The 17799-nt window shown below is 55.1% G+C and carries 18 protein-coding genes; 17 read left to right on the top strand and 1 reads right to left on the bottom strand.

Annotation, left to right across the window (positions count from 1 at the left end):
• The first annotated feature begins 90 nt into the window (after nucleotides 1-90).
• From ACTQ1N_RS03225 to ACTQ1N_RS03145, 17 genes are all read left to right on the top strand, one after another.
• The gene (locus tag ACTQ1N_RS03225) at nucleotides 91-2514 is read left to right on the top strand and encodes a transglutaminase domain-containing protein (protein WP_441954576.1); all 2424 of its coding nucleotides are present in this window, start codon (nucleotides 91-93) and stop codon (nucleotides 2512-2514) included.
• Nucleotides 2515-2591: 77 nt separating this feature from the next.
• Nucleotides 2592-4379 (top strand): MotA/TolQ/ExbB proton channel family protein, encoded by a 1788-nt coding sequence (locus ACTQ1N_RS03220; protein WP_441954574.1) that lies wholly within the window; start codon nucleotides 2592-2594, stop codon nucleotides 4377-4379.
• Nucleotides 4376-5584 (top strand): OmpA family protein, encoded by a 1209-nt coding sequence (locus ACTQ1N_RS03215; RefSeq protein ID WP_441954572.1) that lies wholly within the window; start codon nucleotides 4376-4378, stop codon nucleotides 5582-5584. The genes ACTQ1N_RS03220 and ACTQ1N_RS03215 overlap by 4 nt, the downstream gene beginning before the upstream one ends.
• 32 nt (nucleotides 5585-5616) lie before the next feature.
• Entirely contained in the window at nucleotides 5617-5820 is a 204-nt protein-coding gene (locus ACTQ1N_RS03210; RefSeq protein WP_441954570.1) for a hypothetical protein, read from the top strand.
• Nucleotides 5821-5889: 69 nt separating this feature from the next.
• Nucleotides 5890-6162, top strand: a complete 273-nt coding sequence (locus ACTQ1N_RS03205) for an AtpZ/AtpI family protein (RefSeq protein WP_441954568.1) — start codon at nucleotides 5890-5892, stop codon at nucleotides 6160-6162.
• Between the two features lie 82 nt (nucleotides 6163-6244).
• Nucleotides 6245-6706: a hypothetical protein gene (locus ACTQ1N_RS03200; RefSeq protein ID WP_441954566.1), complete on the top strand. Its 462-nt coding sequence runs from the start codon at nucleotides 6245-6247 to the stop codon at nucleotides 6704-6706.
• A gap of 4 nt (nucleotides 6707-6710) precedes the next feature.
• Nucleotides 6711-7466 carry a F0F1 ATP synthase subunit A gene (locus ACTQ1N_RS03195; protein ID WP_441954564.1) on the top strand — a complete coding sequence of 252 codons (756 nt, stop codon included), beginning with the start codon at nucleotides 6711-6713 and terminating at the stop codon, nucleotides 7464-7466.
• Nucleotides 7467-7573: 107 nt separating this feature from the next.
• The gene (gene atpE, locus ACTQ1N_RS03190) at nucleotides 7574-7852 is read left to right on the top strand and encodes an ATP synthase F0 subunit C (RefSeq protein ID WP_277067026.1); all 279 of its coding nucleotides are present in this window, start codon (nucleotides 7574-7576) and stop codon (nucleotides 7850-7852) included.
• Between the two features lie 55 nt (nucleotides 7853-7907).
• Complete coding sequence (atpF, locus tag ACTQ1N_RS03185; RefSeq protein ID WP_441954562.1) at nucleotides 7908-8420, top strand: F0F1 ATP synthase subunit B; 513 nt, start codon at nucleotides 7908-7910, stop codon at nucleotides 8418-8420.
• Nucleotides 8417-8959 carry an ATP synthase F1 subunit delta gene (gene atpH, locus ACTQ1N_RS03180; protein ID WP_441954561.1) on the top strand — a complete coding sequence of 181 codons (543 nt, stop codon included), beginning with the start codon at nucleotides 8417-8419 and terminating at the stop codon, nucleotides 8957-8959. The genes atpF and atpH overlap by 4 nt, the downstream gene beginning before the upstream one ends.
• 13 nt (nucleotides 8960-8972) lie before the next feature.
• Nucleotides 8973-10487: a F0F1 ATP synthase subunit alpha gene (gene atpA / locus ACTQ1N_RS03175; protein WP_441954559.1), complete on the top strand. Its 1515-nt coding sequence runs from the start codon at nucleotides 8973-8975 to the stop codon at nucleotides 10485-10487.
• Nucleotides 10488-10509: 22 nt separating this feature from the next.
• Entirely contained in the window at nucleotides 10510-11355 is an 846-nt protein-coding gene (atpG, locus tag ACTQ1N_RS03170) for an ATP synthase F1 subunit gamma (RefSeq protein ID WP_441954557.1), read from the top strand.
• Between the two features lie 54 nt (nucleotides 11356-11409).
• Nucleotides 11410-12804, top strand: coding sequence for a F0F1 ATP synthase subunit beta (gene atpD / locus ACTQ1N_RS03165; RefSeq protein ID WP_441954555.1), 1395 nt, complete (start codon nucleotides 11410-11412; stop codon nucleotides 12802-12804).
• A gap of 14 nt (nucleotides 12805-12818) precedes the next feature.
• Nucleotides 12819-13229, top strand: coding sequence for an ATP synthase F1 subunit epsilon (gene atpC, locus ACTQ1N_RS03160; protein WP_441954553.1), 411 nt, complete (start codon nucleotides 12819-12821; stop codon nucleotides 13227-13229).
• 353 nt (nucleotides 13230-13582) lie between these two features.
• Entirely contained in the window at nucleotides 13583-14467 is an 885-nt protein-coding gene (gene dapA / locus ACTQ1N_RS03155) for a 4-hydroxy-tetrahydrodipicolinate synthase (protein WP_441954551.1), read from the top strand.
• Nucleotides 14468-14567: 100 nt separating this feature from the next.
• Nucleotides 14568-15335, top strand: a complete 768-nt coding sequence (gene dapB, locus ACTQ1N_RS03150) for a 4-hydroxy-tetrahydrodipicolinate reductase (RefSeq protein WP_441954549.1) — start codon at nucleotides 14568-14570, stop codon at nucleotides 15333-15335.
• A 113-nt stretch (nucleotides 15336-15448) separates the two neighbouring features.
• Entirely contained in the window at nucleotides 15449-16786 is a 1338-nt protein-coding gene (locus tag ACTQ1N_RS03145) for an aspartate kinase (RefSeq protein ID WP_441954547.1), read from the top strand.
• 116 nt (nucleotides 16787-16902) lie between these two features.
• Here ACTQ1N_RS03145 and ACTQ1N_RS03140 read toward each other — a convergent pair whose 3' ends face one another.
• On the bottom strand, nucleotides 16903-17799 hold the full coding sequence (locus ACTQ1N_RS03140) for an IS3 family transposase (protein WP_441954799.1): 897 nt from the start codon (nucleotides 17797-17799) through the stop codon (nucleotides 16903-16905).

Raw genomic sequence — 17799 nt, 5'->3', positions numbered from 1 at the left:
AAAAGCGGGCGCTGCTCCGGAAAAACCGGGGAAGCGCCTTTCCTGTATCGGGAGAAAGTGAACAGAAAGCATCGGGAACGAGGAAGATTGATGAGCGACAGATGGAGCAGAAATCTGAAGAGAGCATCCGCAGTCCTGCTGGCACTGGCAATGGGCACGGCAGCTTTGCCGAACGCGTTGCCGGCTTATGCATCAGGTGAAGCCATCGTGTCGACAGAGGCAGTTGGCAATCAGGAAACTGCGCCGGGGACAGGGGATGGAACCCAGGGGAAAGCAGATGGAAGCCTGGAAACCGCTCCGGAGGCGGGGGATGGTTCGCAGGGGCCAGCGGAAGACAGGACGGAAGCTCCGCAGGAGACGGGGGATGATTCACCGGAGGCAGCGGATGGTGAGATGTCCGGCGGGGTGGATGAAAGTGCTGCCGGTGAGGATGATCAAAACGGCCTTGTGATTGAGGACGGCGCGGATGGCGTGTCTGACATTGTAAGTGAGGAAACGCCGGATGACGGACTGTTTACAGGGGAGACCGAGGAGACAGAGGCATCCTCCGAGGGGCAGCCCGTCACGATGACGGAGACAGCGCAGATTCAGGATCCGCTGAGTGCCCCGGGCCGGATTGCCCAGACGCAGACCGGCACTGCTCCTCGGAGAGTCCGCCGGGCTTTATTGAGTGGCCAGAATGGCGGCTCATATGCATTTTCCTCCCAGCTCGGAGCGAATGCAAAGGCGATCTATGACTCGAAGGTCGAGTGGTACGCGACAGAACATCATACCGGAGAGTGGAGCTGTAAGTTTGGGGAGGGTGTCTATCAGTTTCGGGGGGTCGTTACTTCTGAAGGTAATTCTGGTGGCAATACTCTGAAGAAATATTATGATAAAACGGACGCAGAGACGAAAAGCGCCTATGAGGATTGTAAAGAGCAGATGATGGCTGATATGCAGGCAGCGGCGGATGCCTTCAAGCATGATCATCCGGAGGTGTTCTGGATCCGGTCTCCCAAGACATATTCTTTTTCCGTCTCGCTTGTACCGGGCACCGAGCAGACGGGGGTAGATGGGAAGACGCGGGGTGTTTTTGAGCTCGTCTCAGCGACATACAATCCGGTAGAGACATTTGCCGGGGCGGGAAGCCTGATCAGCAGCTACCAGGCTGGAGTGCAGGCTGCCGCCGCCAAGGTGCGGGAGATGGCAGACTCATGGAATACGGAGGGCGCGGAGAACGGGAGTGCCGCTTATCAGGCCCTTCTTGTCCGGGCAGTGGATGAATATCTGTGCGGCCGCCTGTTCTATGACCACGCTGCGCTTAATACCGCCGTCTCGGTCAGTGCTGCGGAGAACAGCGGCGGTCGGAGCGTTGCCTGCAACGATGCATACCGGATTTATACGTCCGCGGCTGCATTTCTGGACGGGACAGATCACCTGACGATGGGAGCTGTCTGTGAGGGCTATGCGAAGGCCTTCAAGGTTCTGTGCGATCAGCTGGGCGTTCCGGCTGTCTGTGTCAGCGGTCTGTCGGACAGGAACCGGACGGGCAGCGGGCATATGTGGAATCTTGCTCAGATTGGTGGCGTGTGGTACCTGGTAGATGTTACCTGGGATGATTCGGATAAGGCAGGCGCTCAGGCCAGCAGCAGGCGATATCTGCTGGTTTCCAATTATACGAATAATACACTGCTGACGAGCCGTCAGGCGAGTGGAAACTTCAGCGGAAGCACAATCACAACAACGTTCAGCTATCCGGCAGCGTCGGATACGTGCTACGAGACTGCCCACCAGGGAACGACGATTGACTTCAAGGAGACATCGCGTAAGCCGGCAACCTGCACACAGAAGGGAAGCGTCACGGAAACCTGCAGCCGCTGTGGGGAGACAAAGACAACAGCGTTACCGGCGCTGGGTCATGACTTTCAGGAGAAGACAGTCGCGGCGACGTGCACGGCAAAGGGCAGACGGTCGGTCGTCTGCAGCCGTTGCGGGGAAGTGAAGTCGGAGCAGGAGTTTCCAGCATTGGGACACAGCTTCAAGGAGACATCGCGTAAGCCGGCGACGTGCACGCAGAAGGGAAGCGTCACGGAAACCTGCAGCCGCTGCGGAGAGACAAAGTCCACAGAGCTGCCGGCTTTGGGGCATGTGTATACGGTACGGATCGTAGAACCGACAACATCAAGGGGCGGTTATACGCTGCACACCTGCATTCGCTGCGGAGACACCTGGCAGGATCAGTACACAGCGAAGCTGCTGAAAAAGACGAATCTGCGGAAGGTTTCAGCAGCCTCAAAAGGGAAGTTCCGCGTCACATTCAGGAAAAATGGAAAATATACCAGATATCAGATTCAGTATGCGGGGAAAAAGAACTTCACGGGAGCAAAAAACCGTACAGTCACGAATAAAAAGAAAACCGCATCGGTCACGATTCGCGCCGGCAGAGGGAAGACCTACTATGTGAGGATCCGTGCAGTCAGCGGAAAGAGAGTCGGGGCATGGAGCCGGGTGCTGAAGGTGCGGACAAAATGAATTGTTCACACGACTGACGGAATCGTGTATCATGGTGAAGAAAGAAAACGGAAGCTGCACGGAGGAGGCAGAGGGATATGCGGAAAATCACAAACTGGATCGTCGGTCTTATGGCTGCCGCCGTGGTCGTGGCGATCACCTACATTACGCTCGACTCCAGTCTGAGCAACATCATCTACAACAGCTGTTTCCTTGCGGCGATGATTGTCATTCTGATTGTTGGCTGCGGGATTGGGTTCGGACGCATGCGCCAGACGCAGCAGGGGCTTGACCAGGCAACGGAGAAGCTGAAAAGCATGTCCGACGGTGACGGTAATATATCCGCCATCACAAAGCCGGGCGCAGCGATCTTCGGTGTCCCTTACTTTGACGCAAAATATCAGGAATACCTGCATTATCTCCGGAAGACAAACAGCCCGACAGATATCGGGGACTACATCGGCGAGTATGAGATCAACAACTATACCCATCGCCGTCTTCTGGAAATGATTCCGGACATTCTGACGAGTCTCGGGATTCTGGGAACCTTCGTCGGACTGGTGCTCGGGCTGCGTCATTTCAATCCGACCAGCTACGAGGCGATGTCGGGGTCTGTGGAATCTCTGATTGACGGAATCAAAGTGGCGTTTGTCACTTCCATCTACGGTATTTCATTGTCGCTGGCTTTTTCTTACTGGCTCAGAGGAGCCTTGACCGGTGTCTCGGAGAGCCTGGACCGTTTCCTGGACGCGTACTATACGACAGCTGTCACGCCGACCGACGCGACGGCCATGAATCATATCATTGCCAATCAGAATGCGCAGACGAAGGTGCTCGGTCAGATGCAGAAGGATCTCGCCGAGCAGGTGTCCCAGACGCTCGCGAACAATATCCGGCCGATGGTCGAGCATCTGGACAATACGATGGACAGCTTCTCAGAGACGGTCACTCTTCAGCAGGGGCAGCTTCTGGAGAATATCTCCCAGCGAATCGCCCGGACCATGAAACAGGAGTTTTTCTCCGAGTTTACGGAAATGCGCAAGGTCATGGGCGAGACGAACAAGGTGCAGCGGGATCATGCGGAATTCATGGAAAAGTCCGAGAAGCAGTATCAGCAGATCATCGATCAGGGGCAGCAGCACATGGTTGACGTCATGAACGGTTCCGCGCACCTTGTGAGCGAGGTCTTCGACGCGATGCACGCCCAGGAGGAGCAGCTTTCGAAGTTTGTCGCGGACATGCAGAAGTCAATGGCAGATATGGCGAAGGTCAATGACACCAACCTCGAGATGACCCGGCAGATGGAGCATCTCAGCGAGATGAACGGGGCGGTATCCGGCAGACTTGCAGAGTTGACGGAACTGTCTGAGAAATATACACGGAGCCTTGCACAGGTGCAGGCGGACAATTCCGATCTGTCCGAGGGACTCTCCGTCATGAATGACGCCAATATCCGCATGACAGATAAGATATCGAAATTGAACGATCTGACAGTTTCCTCGCTTCAGGGTGTTCAGAAGGCGCAGTCCGCGTACATCAGCGCGGCGGACGGGTACCTGAAGTCGATTCAGGAAGCACAGGGTACGCTGGTGAAGGAGACGAAGACACAGCAGGAGAATCTGCGTCAGTTTACCGATTATATGACTCAGGTGCTCGCATCCATGAAGGTGCTCACCGAGTCTACCGCAGAAGCTGTCCGGAAGATGAATCAGTATCTGGCCGAGCAGGCGCAGACGCCGGAGAATGGCGCGAAACCGGAGACAGATCCCCAGCTTGGGGAGCTCATCGCGCTTCTGAAGGCGAGGGAAACGAGAGAAGCCGGGGAGACCCGGAAAGAGAAGACTGAGGAAGCAAAGCCCAGAAGAAGAGGACTGTTTGGAAGATGAAAAAAGTGAACCGGAAAAGAATGAATGACGAGGCCGGCTTTAATGTCTGGCGGTCCTATTCAGACATGATGTCCGGTCTGCTTCTGCTGTTTGTTCTCATCATGGCAGTCGGCCTTATGGAAGCGCAGAAGAACTACGATGACAAGCTGAAGGAGCAGGCATCCAGGGCGCAGACCCAGACGGAGCTCGCCCAGACGCAGGATGAGCTGACGCAGCGGGAGAAAGAGCTGCAGAGTGCGCAGGAGCAGCTGAATCAGAGAGAGTCCGAGCTGGAAGAGAAGACGACATCTCTGAACAGCCTGCAGACGACGCTTGACGATCAGGCGGTTCAGCTTAAAAAGAGCCAGCAGCAGGTTTCCCAGCAGGAATCGGAGCTGGAAAAGAGCCAGCAGCAGCTTGCCGCGCAGGAGTCTGAGCTCCAGAGTCGGGATGATGCACTGGCCCAGAGCCAGAAGCAGCTGGATGAAGCGAATGCTCTGATGAAGTCTCAACAGGAGAAGATCGACCAGATCGTCGGTGTGAAGGCGGATCTGATCGCCGCTTTGAATGATGAGTTCAAGAAGCAGCAGATCGCTGTCAACATCGACAGCCAGACCGGTGCGATTGTTCTGGACGCGAACGTCATGTTCGACTGGGGAGAGGCAACGCTGACGGGAGACGGCGAGAAGGTGCTCTCACAGGTGCTTCCGGTATACTGCAGCGTCCTGTTGTCAGACCAGTACGCTGACTACGTGGCGGAGGTCATCATCGACGGATACACGGACTCCAGCGGAGATTATCTGACCAACCTGGCGCTGTCGCAGAACCGCGCCTACGCGGTCGCGTCCTATCTGCTGTCCAACAGCGGAAGCTTTCTGACCGACTCGCAGAACAAGGAACTAGCGCAGAAGCTGACGGCGAATGGCCGCTCCCAGTCCAATCTGGTGCTCGATCAGAATGGAAATGAGGACGCACAGGCATCCCGGCGTGTCGAGATCAAGTTCCGGCTCAAGGACGAGGAGATGATTGCAGAACTCTCCAAGATTATCGCCGATACAAAGAACCAGACTGCACAGACAGATGCGGCCGGACAGACAGACGCAGCGGCACAGACAGACGCAGCGGCGCAGACAGACGCAGCGGCACAGACAGATGCAGTGGCACAGACAGATGCAGCGGCACAGACAGATGCAGCGGCACAGTCAGATGCAGGTACCGCAGGGTAAGCGGGCTGCAGTCCCAGGCAGGGAGATGGACCATGGCTAAGAGAGATTCAGGAAAGCGGAAGGGTGCAGCCGGCGGTATGCTGACGGAGAGACTGCTGGATATCATCCGGGCGGAGCCGGCGCGCAGGAAGCGGAGAGCGAAAATGATCAAAAGGCTTTCTGCGGCGGCCGGGGCGGCCGTTTTCATTCTGAACATCTGGAAGGATCACGAGGAGGCGATCTTTCGCAAACGCTGATTCTGCCATTGCACCGTATCCGGCCCCTGTGCTATGATAAAGACCAATGGCGTCCCGACAGGAGGAACTATGAAGGATCGTGGAAAAGCACTGACATATCTGATTTATGTGGGACAGCTTGGCCTTGACCTGATGATGCCTTCCCTGATGTGCCTGGGCGCTGCGTGGCTTCTGGATACACGTCTCGGATGGGGTGTCTGGGTGTATTTTGCCGGTCTGGCGCTCGGCCTCTCAGCCGGCGGCATGACTTTCTGGAAGTTCTATAAACGGATTGTCATGAAGGGTGTGAAGAAGCCGGATGCAGACAAGCCGGAGCGGATTTCCTTTTCGAAGCATGTCTGAAAAAGAAGTTGCACACAGCCTTGTGTGCAAAGTGAAAAGGGTCAGCCGCCAGGGCGGATGCGGCATCATAGGGGGAGAGTCTGTGAGATTCGACAGCGATATCAAAGGACTATTGAAAGGCGTGGAGATCGGGTGTAGTATTCTGTGCGCAGTCGAGATGGCGGCTGGCATTGTGATATACGCAGCCGGTTTTTTTCATTTGAAGGCAGATCCTGTATCCATCATCGGCGTCATCCTGGGATCCATCCTCGGCACGGCAGTGGCCGTCGGGGTGTTCTGGTGGATGGCAGCTTCCCTGCAGAAGTCGCTTGATGAGGCGGCGTCCGGCGGGAAGGCGGTAAAGAAGGGTGTTCAGGCTGGTTACAACAAACGACTCCTTGCGCAGGCGGCATGGGTGGCAGTTGCCGTATTTGTTCCATATATCAATACGGTCTGCGGACTCATTCCTCTGCTTTTCCCAAAACTGGCCATTTATGGACTTCAAATAACCGGAAAGCTGAATCTGACGCAGCCAAAGTCCGGCGGAAAAGGAGGTGAAACCTGATAACATGAATATCAATCTTCACGGTTCGTGGTATGTCACGATACTGGAAAACACACCGGTCGGTGACATCCACATCACGATGACCATGATCATGGGGTGGGTCGTCCTCATCATCATGTCTCTTCTGTGCTGGATCCTTGGACGGAATCTGAAAGTTACCGGAATTTCCAAGAGGCAGGCAGTCGCAGAGTGGATCGTGGAAGCGCTGAACGACTTTGTCAGCAGCAACCTGGGGAGCTCGGTCGAACAATACGCACCGTTTATCGGCGCACTGTTCGGAACCGCTATCTTCAGCAACCTGATCAGCCTGGTGGGCGGTGTCTGGAGCCCGACGGCAGATCTGGCGACAGAGATCGGCTGGGGAGCAATCGCATTTGTGCTGATCACGAAGCACAAAATCAAGGCGAACGGCCTGGGCGGATACCTGAAGGGCTATCTGTCCCCGATCTTCCTGATGGCACCGATCAACGTCATCAGCGAGCTGGCAACCCCGGTCTCGATGGCCTGCCGTCATTTCGGCAACATCCTGTCGGGCATGGTCATCGGAACGCTGATCTACAGCTCGCTGGGACTTGCGAGCAGAGCTGTCCTGGGTCTGATCCCTGGTATCGGCGGCTGGCTTGGTCAGCACATCCCGATCTTTGAGATCGGTCTCCCGGCCATCACGTCCCTGTACTTTGACTGGTTCAGCGGACTCATCCAGCCCTTTATCTTCTGTATTCTGACCTGCATCTTCATCAAACAGGCGGATGAGGGCTGAAGACGGCTACAGTAGGTTTTGACATGCCTGCGGGTAACTGACGGAGGCAGAAACAAAAGAAAGCAGCAGAAAGTCAGGAAACACAAACATTTCCCCAAGGAGGAAACATTATGGATTTCACAGTATTGGCAAAAGGTATTGCACTTGCAGGATGCGGAATCGGCGCAGGACTTGCGCTGATCGCAGGTATCGGTCCTGGTATTGGTGAAGGCAATGCGGCTGCGTCCGCTGTCGAGTCGATCGCGCGTCAGCCGGAAGCGGCCAGCGATATCCGTTCCACCCTGATCCTCGGTGTCGCACTCGCAGAGACAACCGGTATCTATGGCTTCGTCACCGGTCTGCTTCTGATCTTCGTTGCACCGAGCCTGTTCCTCGGGAAGCTTTGATGAGAGAGGCGCAGCATTTGTCTGACACTGAAAGCAATGGAAAGAGGTTATGGCCATGAAAACAGGTTATGAATTACTGGTTTCACTGGACTGGCAGACCATCATCATACAGCTGATCAACCTCGGCATTCAGATCCTGCTTTTCAAGAAGTTTCTCTACAAGCCTGTCATGAAGATCCTCCGCAAGCGCCAGGGACTTGTGGACCAGCCGCTCAAGGAGGCGGAGGCCGCAAAGCAGGAGGCGCTGAGTATGAAGCAGGAATACGAGGCGAATCTTTCGAAGGCCAATGAGGAAGCTGACAGGATTGTGAAGGAAGCATCCGCGGCGGCATCTCAGAAGAGCGAGCGGATTGTCTCCGACGCGCAGGAGGAGGCGGCCGCACTGAAGGCGCAGGCACAGCTTGACATTGCCGCCCAGCAGAAGCGGGCGATCAATGACGCGAAGGATGAGATCGGCTCCATGGCGGTGGATATTGCGTCCAAAGTCATCGGACGTGAGATCAACGAGCAGGACCAGGCGGATCTTGTCGATGAGTTCATTCAGAATGTAGGAGACGAATCAGCATGATGACCGAGACTGCCAGAAGATATGGCGGGAGTCTCTATGAGCTGGCCCTTGAAGAGGGGATGGCGGACGAGGTTCTCGCACAGCTTCGCGAAGTGCTGGATCTGATGAAGGAAAATCCGCAGTACGAGCGTCTTCTTGCAGAGCCCAGCATTACAAAGAAAGAACGGACGCAGCTGATCGATGAGGCGTTCGGCTCTTCTCTCTGGCCGTATCTGCTGAATTTCCTGAAGCTTCTCTGCGAGGAGGGATATATCTCCGAGCTGAGGGGCTGCTATAAGGAATACCGCAGACGGTATAACAAGGATCATGGCATATCGGAAGCGACCGTGACAAGCGCGCGGGAGCTGACGGAGGCGCAGAAGGCTGCCCTTCTCGACAAACTCGAGAAGATGAGCGGCAGGAAGGTCGAGATGATATGCCTGGTCAATCCGGCGCTGATCGGCGGAGTCCGCCTGGACTTCGAAGGGAAGCGGTATGATGGAACAGCCGCAGAGAGACTGAAGACGCTTCGCAGCATCATCAGAAACACTACCGTATAAAAGAGGAAATGAGATGGCATTAAAACCTGAAGAAATCAGTCAGATCATAAAAAGCCAGATCAAGCATTATTCCGCTGCCATCGAGCAGGCCGAGACCGGAACGGTCATCATGGTTGGTGATGACATCGCCCGTGTCAGCGGGATGGAGAAGTGCATGGCCGGGGAGCTTGTCGAGTTCTCGAACGGCACCTACGGCATGGCGCTGAATCTGGAAGAAAACAGCATCTCTGTTGTCCTCCTTGGATCTGATATTGGAATTAAGGAGGGAGACACGGTCAAGCGCACCGGCCGTGTCGTGTCGGTCCCGGTCGGGGAGGCAATGCTCGGACGTGTGGTCAACGCGCTCGGACAGCCGATCGACGGCAAGGGAGACATCAAGGCTGTGCGCTACGACCCGATTGAACACACGGCACCCGGTATCATCGAGAGACAGCCGGTCAAGCAGCCGCTTCAGACCGGTATCAAGGCAATCGACTCGATGATTCCGATCGGGAGAGGCCAGCGTGAGCTGATCATCGGAGACAGACAGACCGGTAAGACCGTCATCGCGACAGATACGATCATCAACCAGAAGGGCAAGGACGTGATCTGCATCTACGTGGCGATCGGCCAGAAGAATTCAACCGTCGCAAACCTGGTCGCACAGCTCCAGGCTGCCGGCGCGATGGAGTATACCATCGTCGTTGCGGCGACCGCATCGGAGGCGGCACCGCTTCAGTACATTGCCCCGTATGCAGGCTGCACGATCGGCGAGTATTTCATGAACCAGGGCAAGGACGCCCTGATCGTCTATGACGATCTGTCCAAGCATGCGGTCGCATACCGTGAGATGTCGCTTCTGATCCGCAGACCGCCGGGACGTGAGGCGTACCCGGGCGATGTCTTCTACCTGCACTCCCGTCTGCTCGAGAGGGCGGCGAAGCTTTCAGACGAGAAGGGCGGCGGGTCTCTGACGGCACTGCCGATCATCGAGACACAGGCAGGCGACGTATCCGCGTACATTCCGACCAACGTCATATCCATCACGGATGGTCAGATCTTCCTTGAGACAGAGCTCTTCCACGAAGGCATCCGGCCGGCTGTCAACCCGGGTATTTCGGTCAGCCGTGTCGGCGGCAATGCGCAGATCAAGGCGATGAAGAAGGTCGCCGGAACTCTGAAACTCATCTATTCTCAGTACAGAGAGCTGGCTTCATTTGCGCAGTTCGGGTCGGACCTTGATGAGGATACCAAAGCCCGTCTGGATAAGGGTGCCCGGATTGTCGAGGTACTCAAGCAGAACAAGGGAACACCGGTTCCGGTCGAAAAGCAGATTGCTATCCTGTACGCGGTCAGCAATGACTACCTGAAGGATGTTGCTGTTGACAAGGTTCAGGCTTATGAAGAAGGACTGTTCGTGTTCCTGGATTCCGATTCAGAGGCGAAGACGCTGATGGAGAAGATCGCGTCGACGGGCGCCTGGGATCAGACGGTCGAGGACAGCCTGAAGAATACGCTGACAAAATATGCAGGCCGCTTCAGAGGCTGACGGAAGGAAGGAGGTGTAAATCATGGCTTCGATGAAGGATATCAAGCTGCGCATCAAGAGTGTGCAGAGCACCATGCAGATAACCAGAGCCATGAAACTGGTTGCTTCCTCCAGACTCCGCAGGGCACAGCAGCGCGTGACAGAAAGCCGCCCGTACCATGAGACGCTCAGCGCCACGCTCAGCGACATTGCGAATTCCAACTCCGATTTTACCTCGATGTACATGCAGAAGCGGGAGATCAAAAAGAAGCTTTACATCGTCTTCGCGGGAGACCGGGGGCTAGCCGGCGGCTATAACAGCAACATGTTCCGGATGATTGAGGCCGAGACGAAGGGGGAAAGCTGCTGTTTTCTCCCGGTCGGCAAGAAGGCGCTCGAGTACTTCACAAAGCGGGGCAGGGAAGTGGTCACAGATGCATTTCCGCTGGTCGGGGAGATCTCCGTCAGCGACTGCTTTGAGATGGCCAGGATTGTCTGTAAGGGCTACGTGAACGGCGACTATGATGAAATTCACGTGGCCGGAACCGTCTTCAAGTCGGTGATGTCGCAGATTCCTGTGACGACTCAGCTTCTGCCTTTCACGCCGAAGCCGGTGGAAGGACACCGCGAGGTGATCCTGTATGAGCCGGGCAGTGCGGAGACGTTCAACGCGATCATTCCGGAGTACATCGCGGGCATGATTTACAGTGTCATGTGCGAGAGTTCGGCTTCTGAGCAGGGCGCGCGCCGCATGGCGATGGAAAATGCGACCAACAATGCGTCCGACATGCTCGATACACTCAGTCTGCACTACAATCGTGCACGCCAGGCTGCAATCACGCAGGAGATTACGGAGATTGTGTCAGGAGCCGCCGGCTCGGAGAGCTGATCCGGAGACGGGAGCTTCAGTCACCGTTTATAGTTCAAAAAAGGAGAAAGCGCATTGGCTGCAGAAAATATCGGTACTGTGGTTCAGATCATGGGCCCTGTACTTGACATCAAATTTCAAGACGGACAGCTGCCTGATCTGATGAATGCCATTGAGATCGATAACAATGGCAAAAAACTCGTGGTGGAGGTCGCGCAGGATATCGGGGACGATGTTGCGCGCTGCATTGCCATGGGATCAACAGACGGGCTGACAAGGGGAACGCCGGCGAAGGACACCGGTGCCCCGATCCGCATGCCGGTCGGCGAGGGGGATCTGGGAAGAGTCCTGAACCTGCTCGGCGAACCGATCGACAACAAGGAACCGGTCAAGGCCGACGATTACTGGCCGATCCACCGTCCGGCGCCGTCCTATGAGGATCAGAAGACCTCCAGCGAGATCCTGGAGACCGGAATCAAGGTCGTCGATCTGATCTGCCCGTATCTGAAGGGCGGCAAGATCGGTCTGTTCGGCGGCGCAGGCGTCGGAAAGACCGTCCTGATCCAGGAGCTGATCCATAACATCGCAACCGAGCACGGCGGTTATTCCGTGTTCACAGGTGTCGGTGAGCGTACCCGTGAGGGGAACGATCTCTACGGAGAGATGAGTGCGTCAGGCGTCATCAACAAGACGGCTTTGATCTTCGGACAGATGGACCAGCCGCCCGGAGCCCGTATGAGAGTCGGCCTCTCTGGGCTGACGGTCGCGGAGTATTTCCGTGATGTGAAGAAGCAGGATGTCCTGCTCTTCATCGACAACATCTTCCGTTTCACGCAGGCAGGCTCCGAGGTGTCCGCTCTTCTGGGACGTATGCCTTCCGCCGTCGGCTACCAGCCGACGCTGGCAACCGAGATGGGCGAGCTTCAGGAGCGTATTACCTCGACGAAGGATGGTTCTATCACATCGGTGCAGGCAGTCTATGTCCCGGCCGATGACCTGACTGACCCGGCGCCGGCGACAACCTTCACGCATCTGGACGCTACAACCGTCCTGTCCCGTGAGATCGCTTCCCAGGGTATCTATCCGGCAGTGGATCCGCTGGATTCCACAAGCCGTATCCTGAGCCCGGAGATTGTCGGGAAGGATCATTATGAGGTTGCGCGCGGGGTGCAGGAGGTTCTTCAGAGATACAGAGAGCTGCAGGATATCATCGCGATCATGGGTATGGATGAGCTGTCCGACGAGGACAAGCTGACGGTCAGCCGCGCCCGCAAGATCCAGCGCTTCCTGTCCCAGTCCTTCCATGTGGCAGAGCAGTTTACCGGCATACCGGGAACCTATGTGCCGCTGAAGGAGACCATCAGAGGATTCAAGATGATTCTGGACGGCGAGTGCGATGAGCTTCCGGAGTCCGCGTTCCTGTTCTGCGGAACGATCGACGATGCGTTCGCCAAGGCCAAGAAACAGTAAGGAAGGAGGCGCTCATGGCAACTCCATTTCATCTGCAGATTGTCACGCCGGACGGCTCCGAGTTTGACGGACAGGCGGTCCGCGTCATTGTGAGAACGATTGCCGGGGATGTCTGCGTCATGGCAAGGCATACCAACTACTGCACAGCGCTCGGAATGGGCGAGGCGAAGGTCACCATGGAGGACGGGTCGGTCAGAACTGCCGCCTGCATGGGCGGTATGCTGAACGTCATGGACGGTAAGGTCCGCGTGATCGCGACCACCTGGGAGTGGAAGGATCAGATCGATCTTGCCCGCGCCCAGAAGGCGAAGGAGGCGGCGGAAAAGCGTCTTGCCGAGAAGAATAAGCTCAGCGACAAGGAGATTGCGCTGGCGGAGGCCAAGCTAAAGAGAGCGCTGGTCCGCTCGAACGTCGCAAGCCGCTGACGGTGCGTTCTGTTGATGTCGTTCGGCAATCAAATCAAATCACCACTCGCATGCAGGCATGCATGGTGATGGACGTTTGACACTGCAATCATGAAAGAAATATCTTAGAAATAGAGGGGACAGTCCGGACTGGAGCAAACCAGGGAAGGCTGGCTCCTCTATTCCATTTCATTCTCTATGCAGCCTTTCAGATGAACCGATGATTGTTCCGGAATGTCTCCAATCTGGAACAGCACAACTACGAAAATTTTCGTTCTGTTGACAGTGCAAGGGTGGAATGTTAATATTTTGTAAATGGCCTGTGAGCAGCGCGGTGGCGTCTGCTCTTCTTTCTTGTTGGAAGGAGGTTTACCATGGCGATATTCAAGGGTGCCGGCGTTGCAATCGTTACACCGATGAATGACGATGAGACTGTCAACTATGACAAACTGAATGAGCTGCTTGATGAGCAGATTGCCGGCGGAACCGATGCGATCGTGATCTGTGGAACGACCGGGGAGTCTGCCTGCCTGACGGTGGAAGAGCACCTGGCAACGATTCAAGAATGCGTGGAATATGTCGGACACAGGGTGCCGGTCATTGCGGGTACCGGGTCCAACTGTACCCGTGATGCCATCGCGATGTCGAAGAAGGCGGAAGAGTATGGGGTCGACGGGCTTCTCTGCGTGACGCCCTACTATAACAAGGCGACTCAGAAGGGACTGATCGGGTACTACACCGCGATCTCAGAGGCAGTGCACACGCCGATCATCATGTACAACGTGCCAAGCCGGACAGGCTGCAACATTCAGCCCGAGACGGCGGCTTACCTTGCAAAACACACGAAGAATGTCCGCGCTCTGAAGGCGGCATCCGGGAATCTGAGCCAGATCGCGAAGACAAAGTCGCTGGCAGGAGATGATCTGGATATCTATTCCGGGAACGATGACCAGATCGTTCCGATTCTGTCTCTGGGAGGACTGGGCGTCATCTCCGTTCTTTCGAATGTGGCTCCCGCGAAGGCACACGCGATCTGCCAGAGCTGGTTTGACGGAGACGTGAAAAAAGCGGCGCAGCTTCAGCTGGAAGCGGTCGATCTGATCGATTCGCTGTTCTGTGAGGTGAATCCGATTCCGGTCAAGACGGCATTGAATCTGATGGGCAAAAAGGTCGGACCGCTTCGTTCTCCGATGTGTGAGATGGAAGAGAAGAACGTGGAGCGCCTGAAGAAGTCCATGCAGGCATACGGGATTCTGTAAGAAACGAAGGCAGACGACAGGGCGCGCTGATTGAGATGGCCGAAAGGCATGCAGACGAAGAACACTCGGCAGGCAGAGAAAGACAAGTGGTGACAGAGAAATGGTGAGGGTAGTACTGAGCGGCGCGGATGGCCGCATGGGACATGTGATCGCAGACCTTGCAGCGGCGGATGCGGATGTGGAGATCGCAGCCGGTGTTGATATTGCCGGAAAGGGCAGCGGCAGTTTTCCGGTTTATAAGAGCTTCGCGGAGCTTGAGGATAACCTGCAGGAGCATGCCGACGCAATCATCGATTTCAGTTCACCGAAGGCGTTTGACGGGCTGATGGACTATGCGGTAAAGACAAAGACGCCGGTCGTGGTATGCACGACAGGACTTTCCGATGAACAGATCGAAAGACTGAAGGAGGACAGCAGAAAGACAGCCGTTCTTCGTTCCGCCAACATGTCTGTTGGCATCAATCTCCTTCTGAAGATTGTGAAGGAAGCCGCAAAGACGCTGGCGCCGGCGGGCTTCGATATCGAGATTGTTGAGGCCCATCACAACCAGAAGAAGGATGCGCCGTCCGGAACCGCGCTGGCTTTGGCGGACAGCATCAACGACGGACTGGATGATGCCTATACATATACCTATGACCGGTCGGACCGGCGTGAGAAGAGAGATCCGAAGGAGATCGGCATCTCTTCCGTCCGGGGCGGTACCATTCCGGGGATTCACAAGGTGATCTTCGCCGGGCAGGACGAGGTGATCGAATTCAACCACACAGCTTACTCGAGAAGCATATTCGGGAAGGGCGCCCTGGCGGCAGCGAAGTACCTGGCAGGAAAGCCGGCCGGCTTCTACAGCATGGCGGACGTAATAGGGTAAGTGTCGGCAAGGCTGGCTGCAGCGGCGCCATTTTCCGCCAGGTTGCAGCGTCTGACGTGATCGGATAACGTTTACATATAGACAGGGGTAGCAGAAAACAGGGGAAAGAGTTTATGCTGAAGGTTGCAAAGTTCGGCGGAAGTTCGCTCGCAAGTTCCGGGCAGATGGCGAAGGTCGGAGAGATCGTGAAGGCTGACAGGTTCAGAAGGTATATCATTCCTTCCGCACCGGGCAGACGTTTCTCGGATGACACGAAGGTCACAGATCTGCTCTACAAGTGCTATGACGCAGCGGCTGCCGGAGAGGATATCGATGGGAGACTGGACGAGATCAGGGGCAGGTACCAGGAGATTGCTGACGGTCTGCACGTCAAGAAGGTGGATCTCGACGCGGAGTTTGCGCTGATCAGAGATTATTTCAAACGGCAGGCTGGACGTAACTATGCGGCTTCCCGCGGAGAGTATCTGAACGGCAAGCTGCTTGCCGCCTATCTCGGCTTCCGCTTCATCGATGCGGCTGAAGTGATCCTGTTCGACGCACATGGAAACTTTGATGAGGAACGGACGAATGAGGTCTGCAGAGAACGCCTGAAGAATGTCGAGTATGCGGTCATTCCGGGCTTCTACGGTTCCATGCCGGATGGAAGCATCAAGACCTTCTCAAGAGGCGGCTCCGACATCACGGGTTCCATTGTCTCCCGTGCGGTTCATGCGAATGTCTATGAGAACTGGACAGATGTTTCGGGCTGCCTGGTTGCGGACCCTCACATCGTGGAGAATCCGGAGACCATCCAGACGATCACCTACAGGGAACTGAGGGAGCTTTCTTACATGGGCGCCTCCGTGCTGCATGAGGATGCGATCTTCCCGGTGCGGGCAGAGGGAATCCCGATCAACATCCGGAATACAAACCGGCCGAAGGACGAGGGCACGCTGATTGTTGAGTCGACGGTCAAGAGTCCGGCGCATGTCATCACAGGCGTAGCCGGCAGGAAAGGCTTCTGCAGCGTCAATATCGACAAGGCGATGATGAATGCCGAGATCGGTTTCGGGCGCAAGGTCCTGCAGGTCTTTGAGGAAAATGGAATTTCATTTGAACATACGCCTTCGGGGATCGATACCTTCTCCGTCATCGTCCATCAGAGTGAGTTCGCGGACAAGGAGCAGGACGTGCTGGCAGGACTTCACCGCGCGGTGAATCCGGACCGGATCTATCTGGAGTCGGATCTGGCACTTGTGGCGATCGTCGGGCGCGGGATGGTCAATTCAACCGGAACCGCCGGGCGGCTGTTCAATGCGCTCGCAGGGGCCGGTGTGAACATCAAGATGATTGATCAGGGTTCAAGCGAGCTTAATATCATCGTCGGCGTCCGGGATGAAGACTTTGAGACGACGATTCAGGCAATTTATGAGGAGTTTGTCGGAAAAGAGAAAAGACAGGCTTCCAGATAAGGCATACATGAAACATTGAAAAACAGCCCCGGAGGCCGTGAACCGCTACCCGTCAAGTAGACAATTAAAAAAGCAAAAAATTTTCTGCCATCAGATTTTGGTCTGGTGGCAGTTTTTTATGCTGCCGCCAGATATTGTTCGTGTTTCTCCATAGGTGTCAAGATCCCTAAGTTACGTTGTAAGCGTCGAGTGTTGTAGTATGAGATATAATCTTCTATCATTTTCACCAGTGAATTTCTATCCGTGAATCGTCTGCTATAGTATCTTTCGCGTTTCAGAATCCCCCAGAACCCTTCCATTGGACCGTTATCGATACATTTAGCTACCCTGGACATGCTTTGTGTCATACCTGCAGCTTCCAGCTTGGCATGGAAAGTCCGATTAGTGTACTGAAATCCCCGATCTGAATGACACAGTGGTGTTGCCCCCGGATTCTCCTTAATTGCTTTATCAAAAGTGTCAAATACTAAAGCGTTATTGTTCGAGTCTCTGATGATAAATGATACGATTCTTCTGTCATACAGATCGAGAATCGCACTTAGATAAACCTTGTGAACCTCGATACCGGTATAGTACTTGAATTCCGTGACATCGGTCAGCCATTTCTGGTTCGGTGCCTCCGCTATGAATTCCCTGTTCAGGACATTCTCGGCAATAAACTGAGGATTTGCAGCCTGCCGGGTACAACCGTTGTTACTGTACTTGATCGTAGATTTGATGCCTTTCTTCCGGCAGATCCGAAGTACTCGTTTGTCGTTAACTTGCATTCCATGGTAACGTTCCAAGTCATCCCTTATTCTGCGATAACCTTTATCGGGATATTTCATGTGAATTTTTTCGATTTCATCAGCAATCTGTTCATTTTTTGATTCATAATCAGGAATGTCTCTATGCAGCCATTTATAGTATGCAGCCCGACATACATGACCGAGTTTGCAAAGAGCTCCGATCGAGTAACCATGCTCTTCGTGTTCTTCCTTAATCGCCTGATAGACTTGTCCATGCCTGACCAG

The sequence above is a fragment of the Porcincola sp. LCP21S3_C12 genome (assembly GCF_052118625.1).
Taxonomy (GTDB): domain Bacteria; phylum Bacillota; class Clostridia; order Lachnospirales; family Lachnospiraceae; genus Porcincola.
Note: the sequence above shows the minus strand (reverse complement) of the source record. Positions and strands in the feature narration are given on the sequence as shown.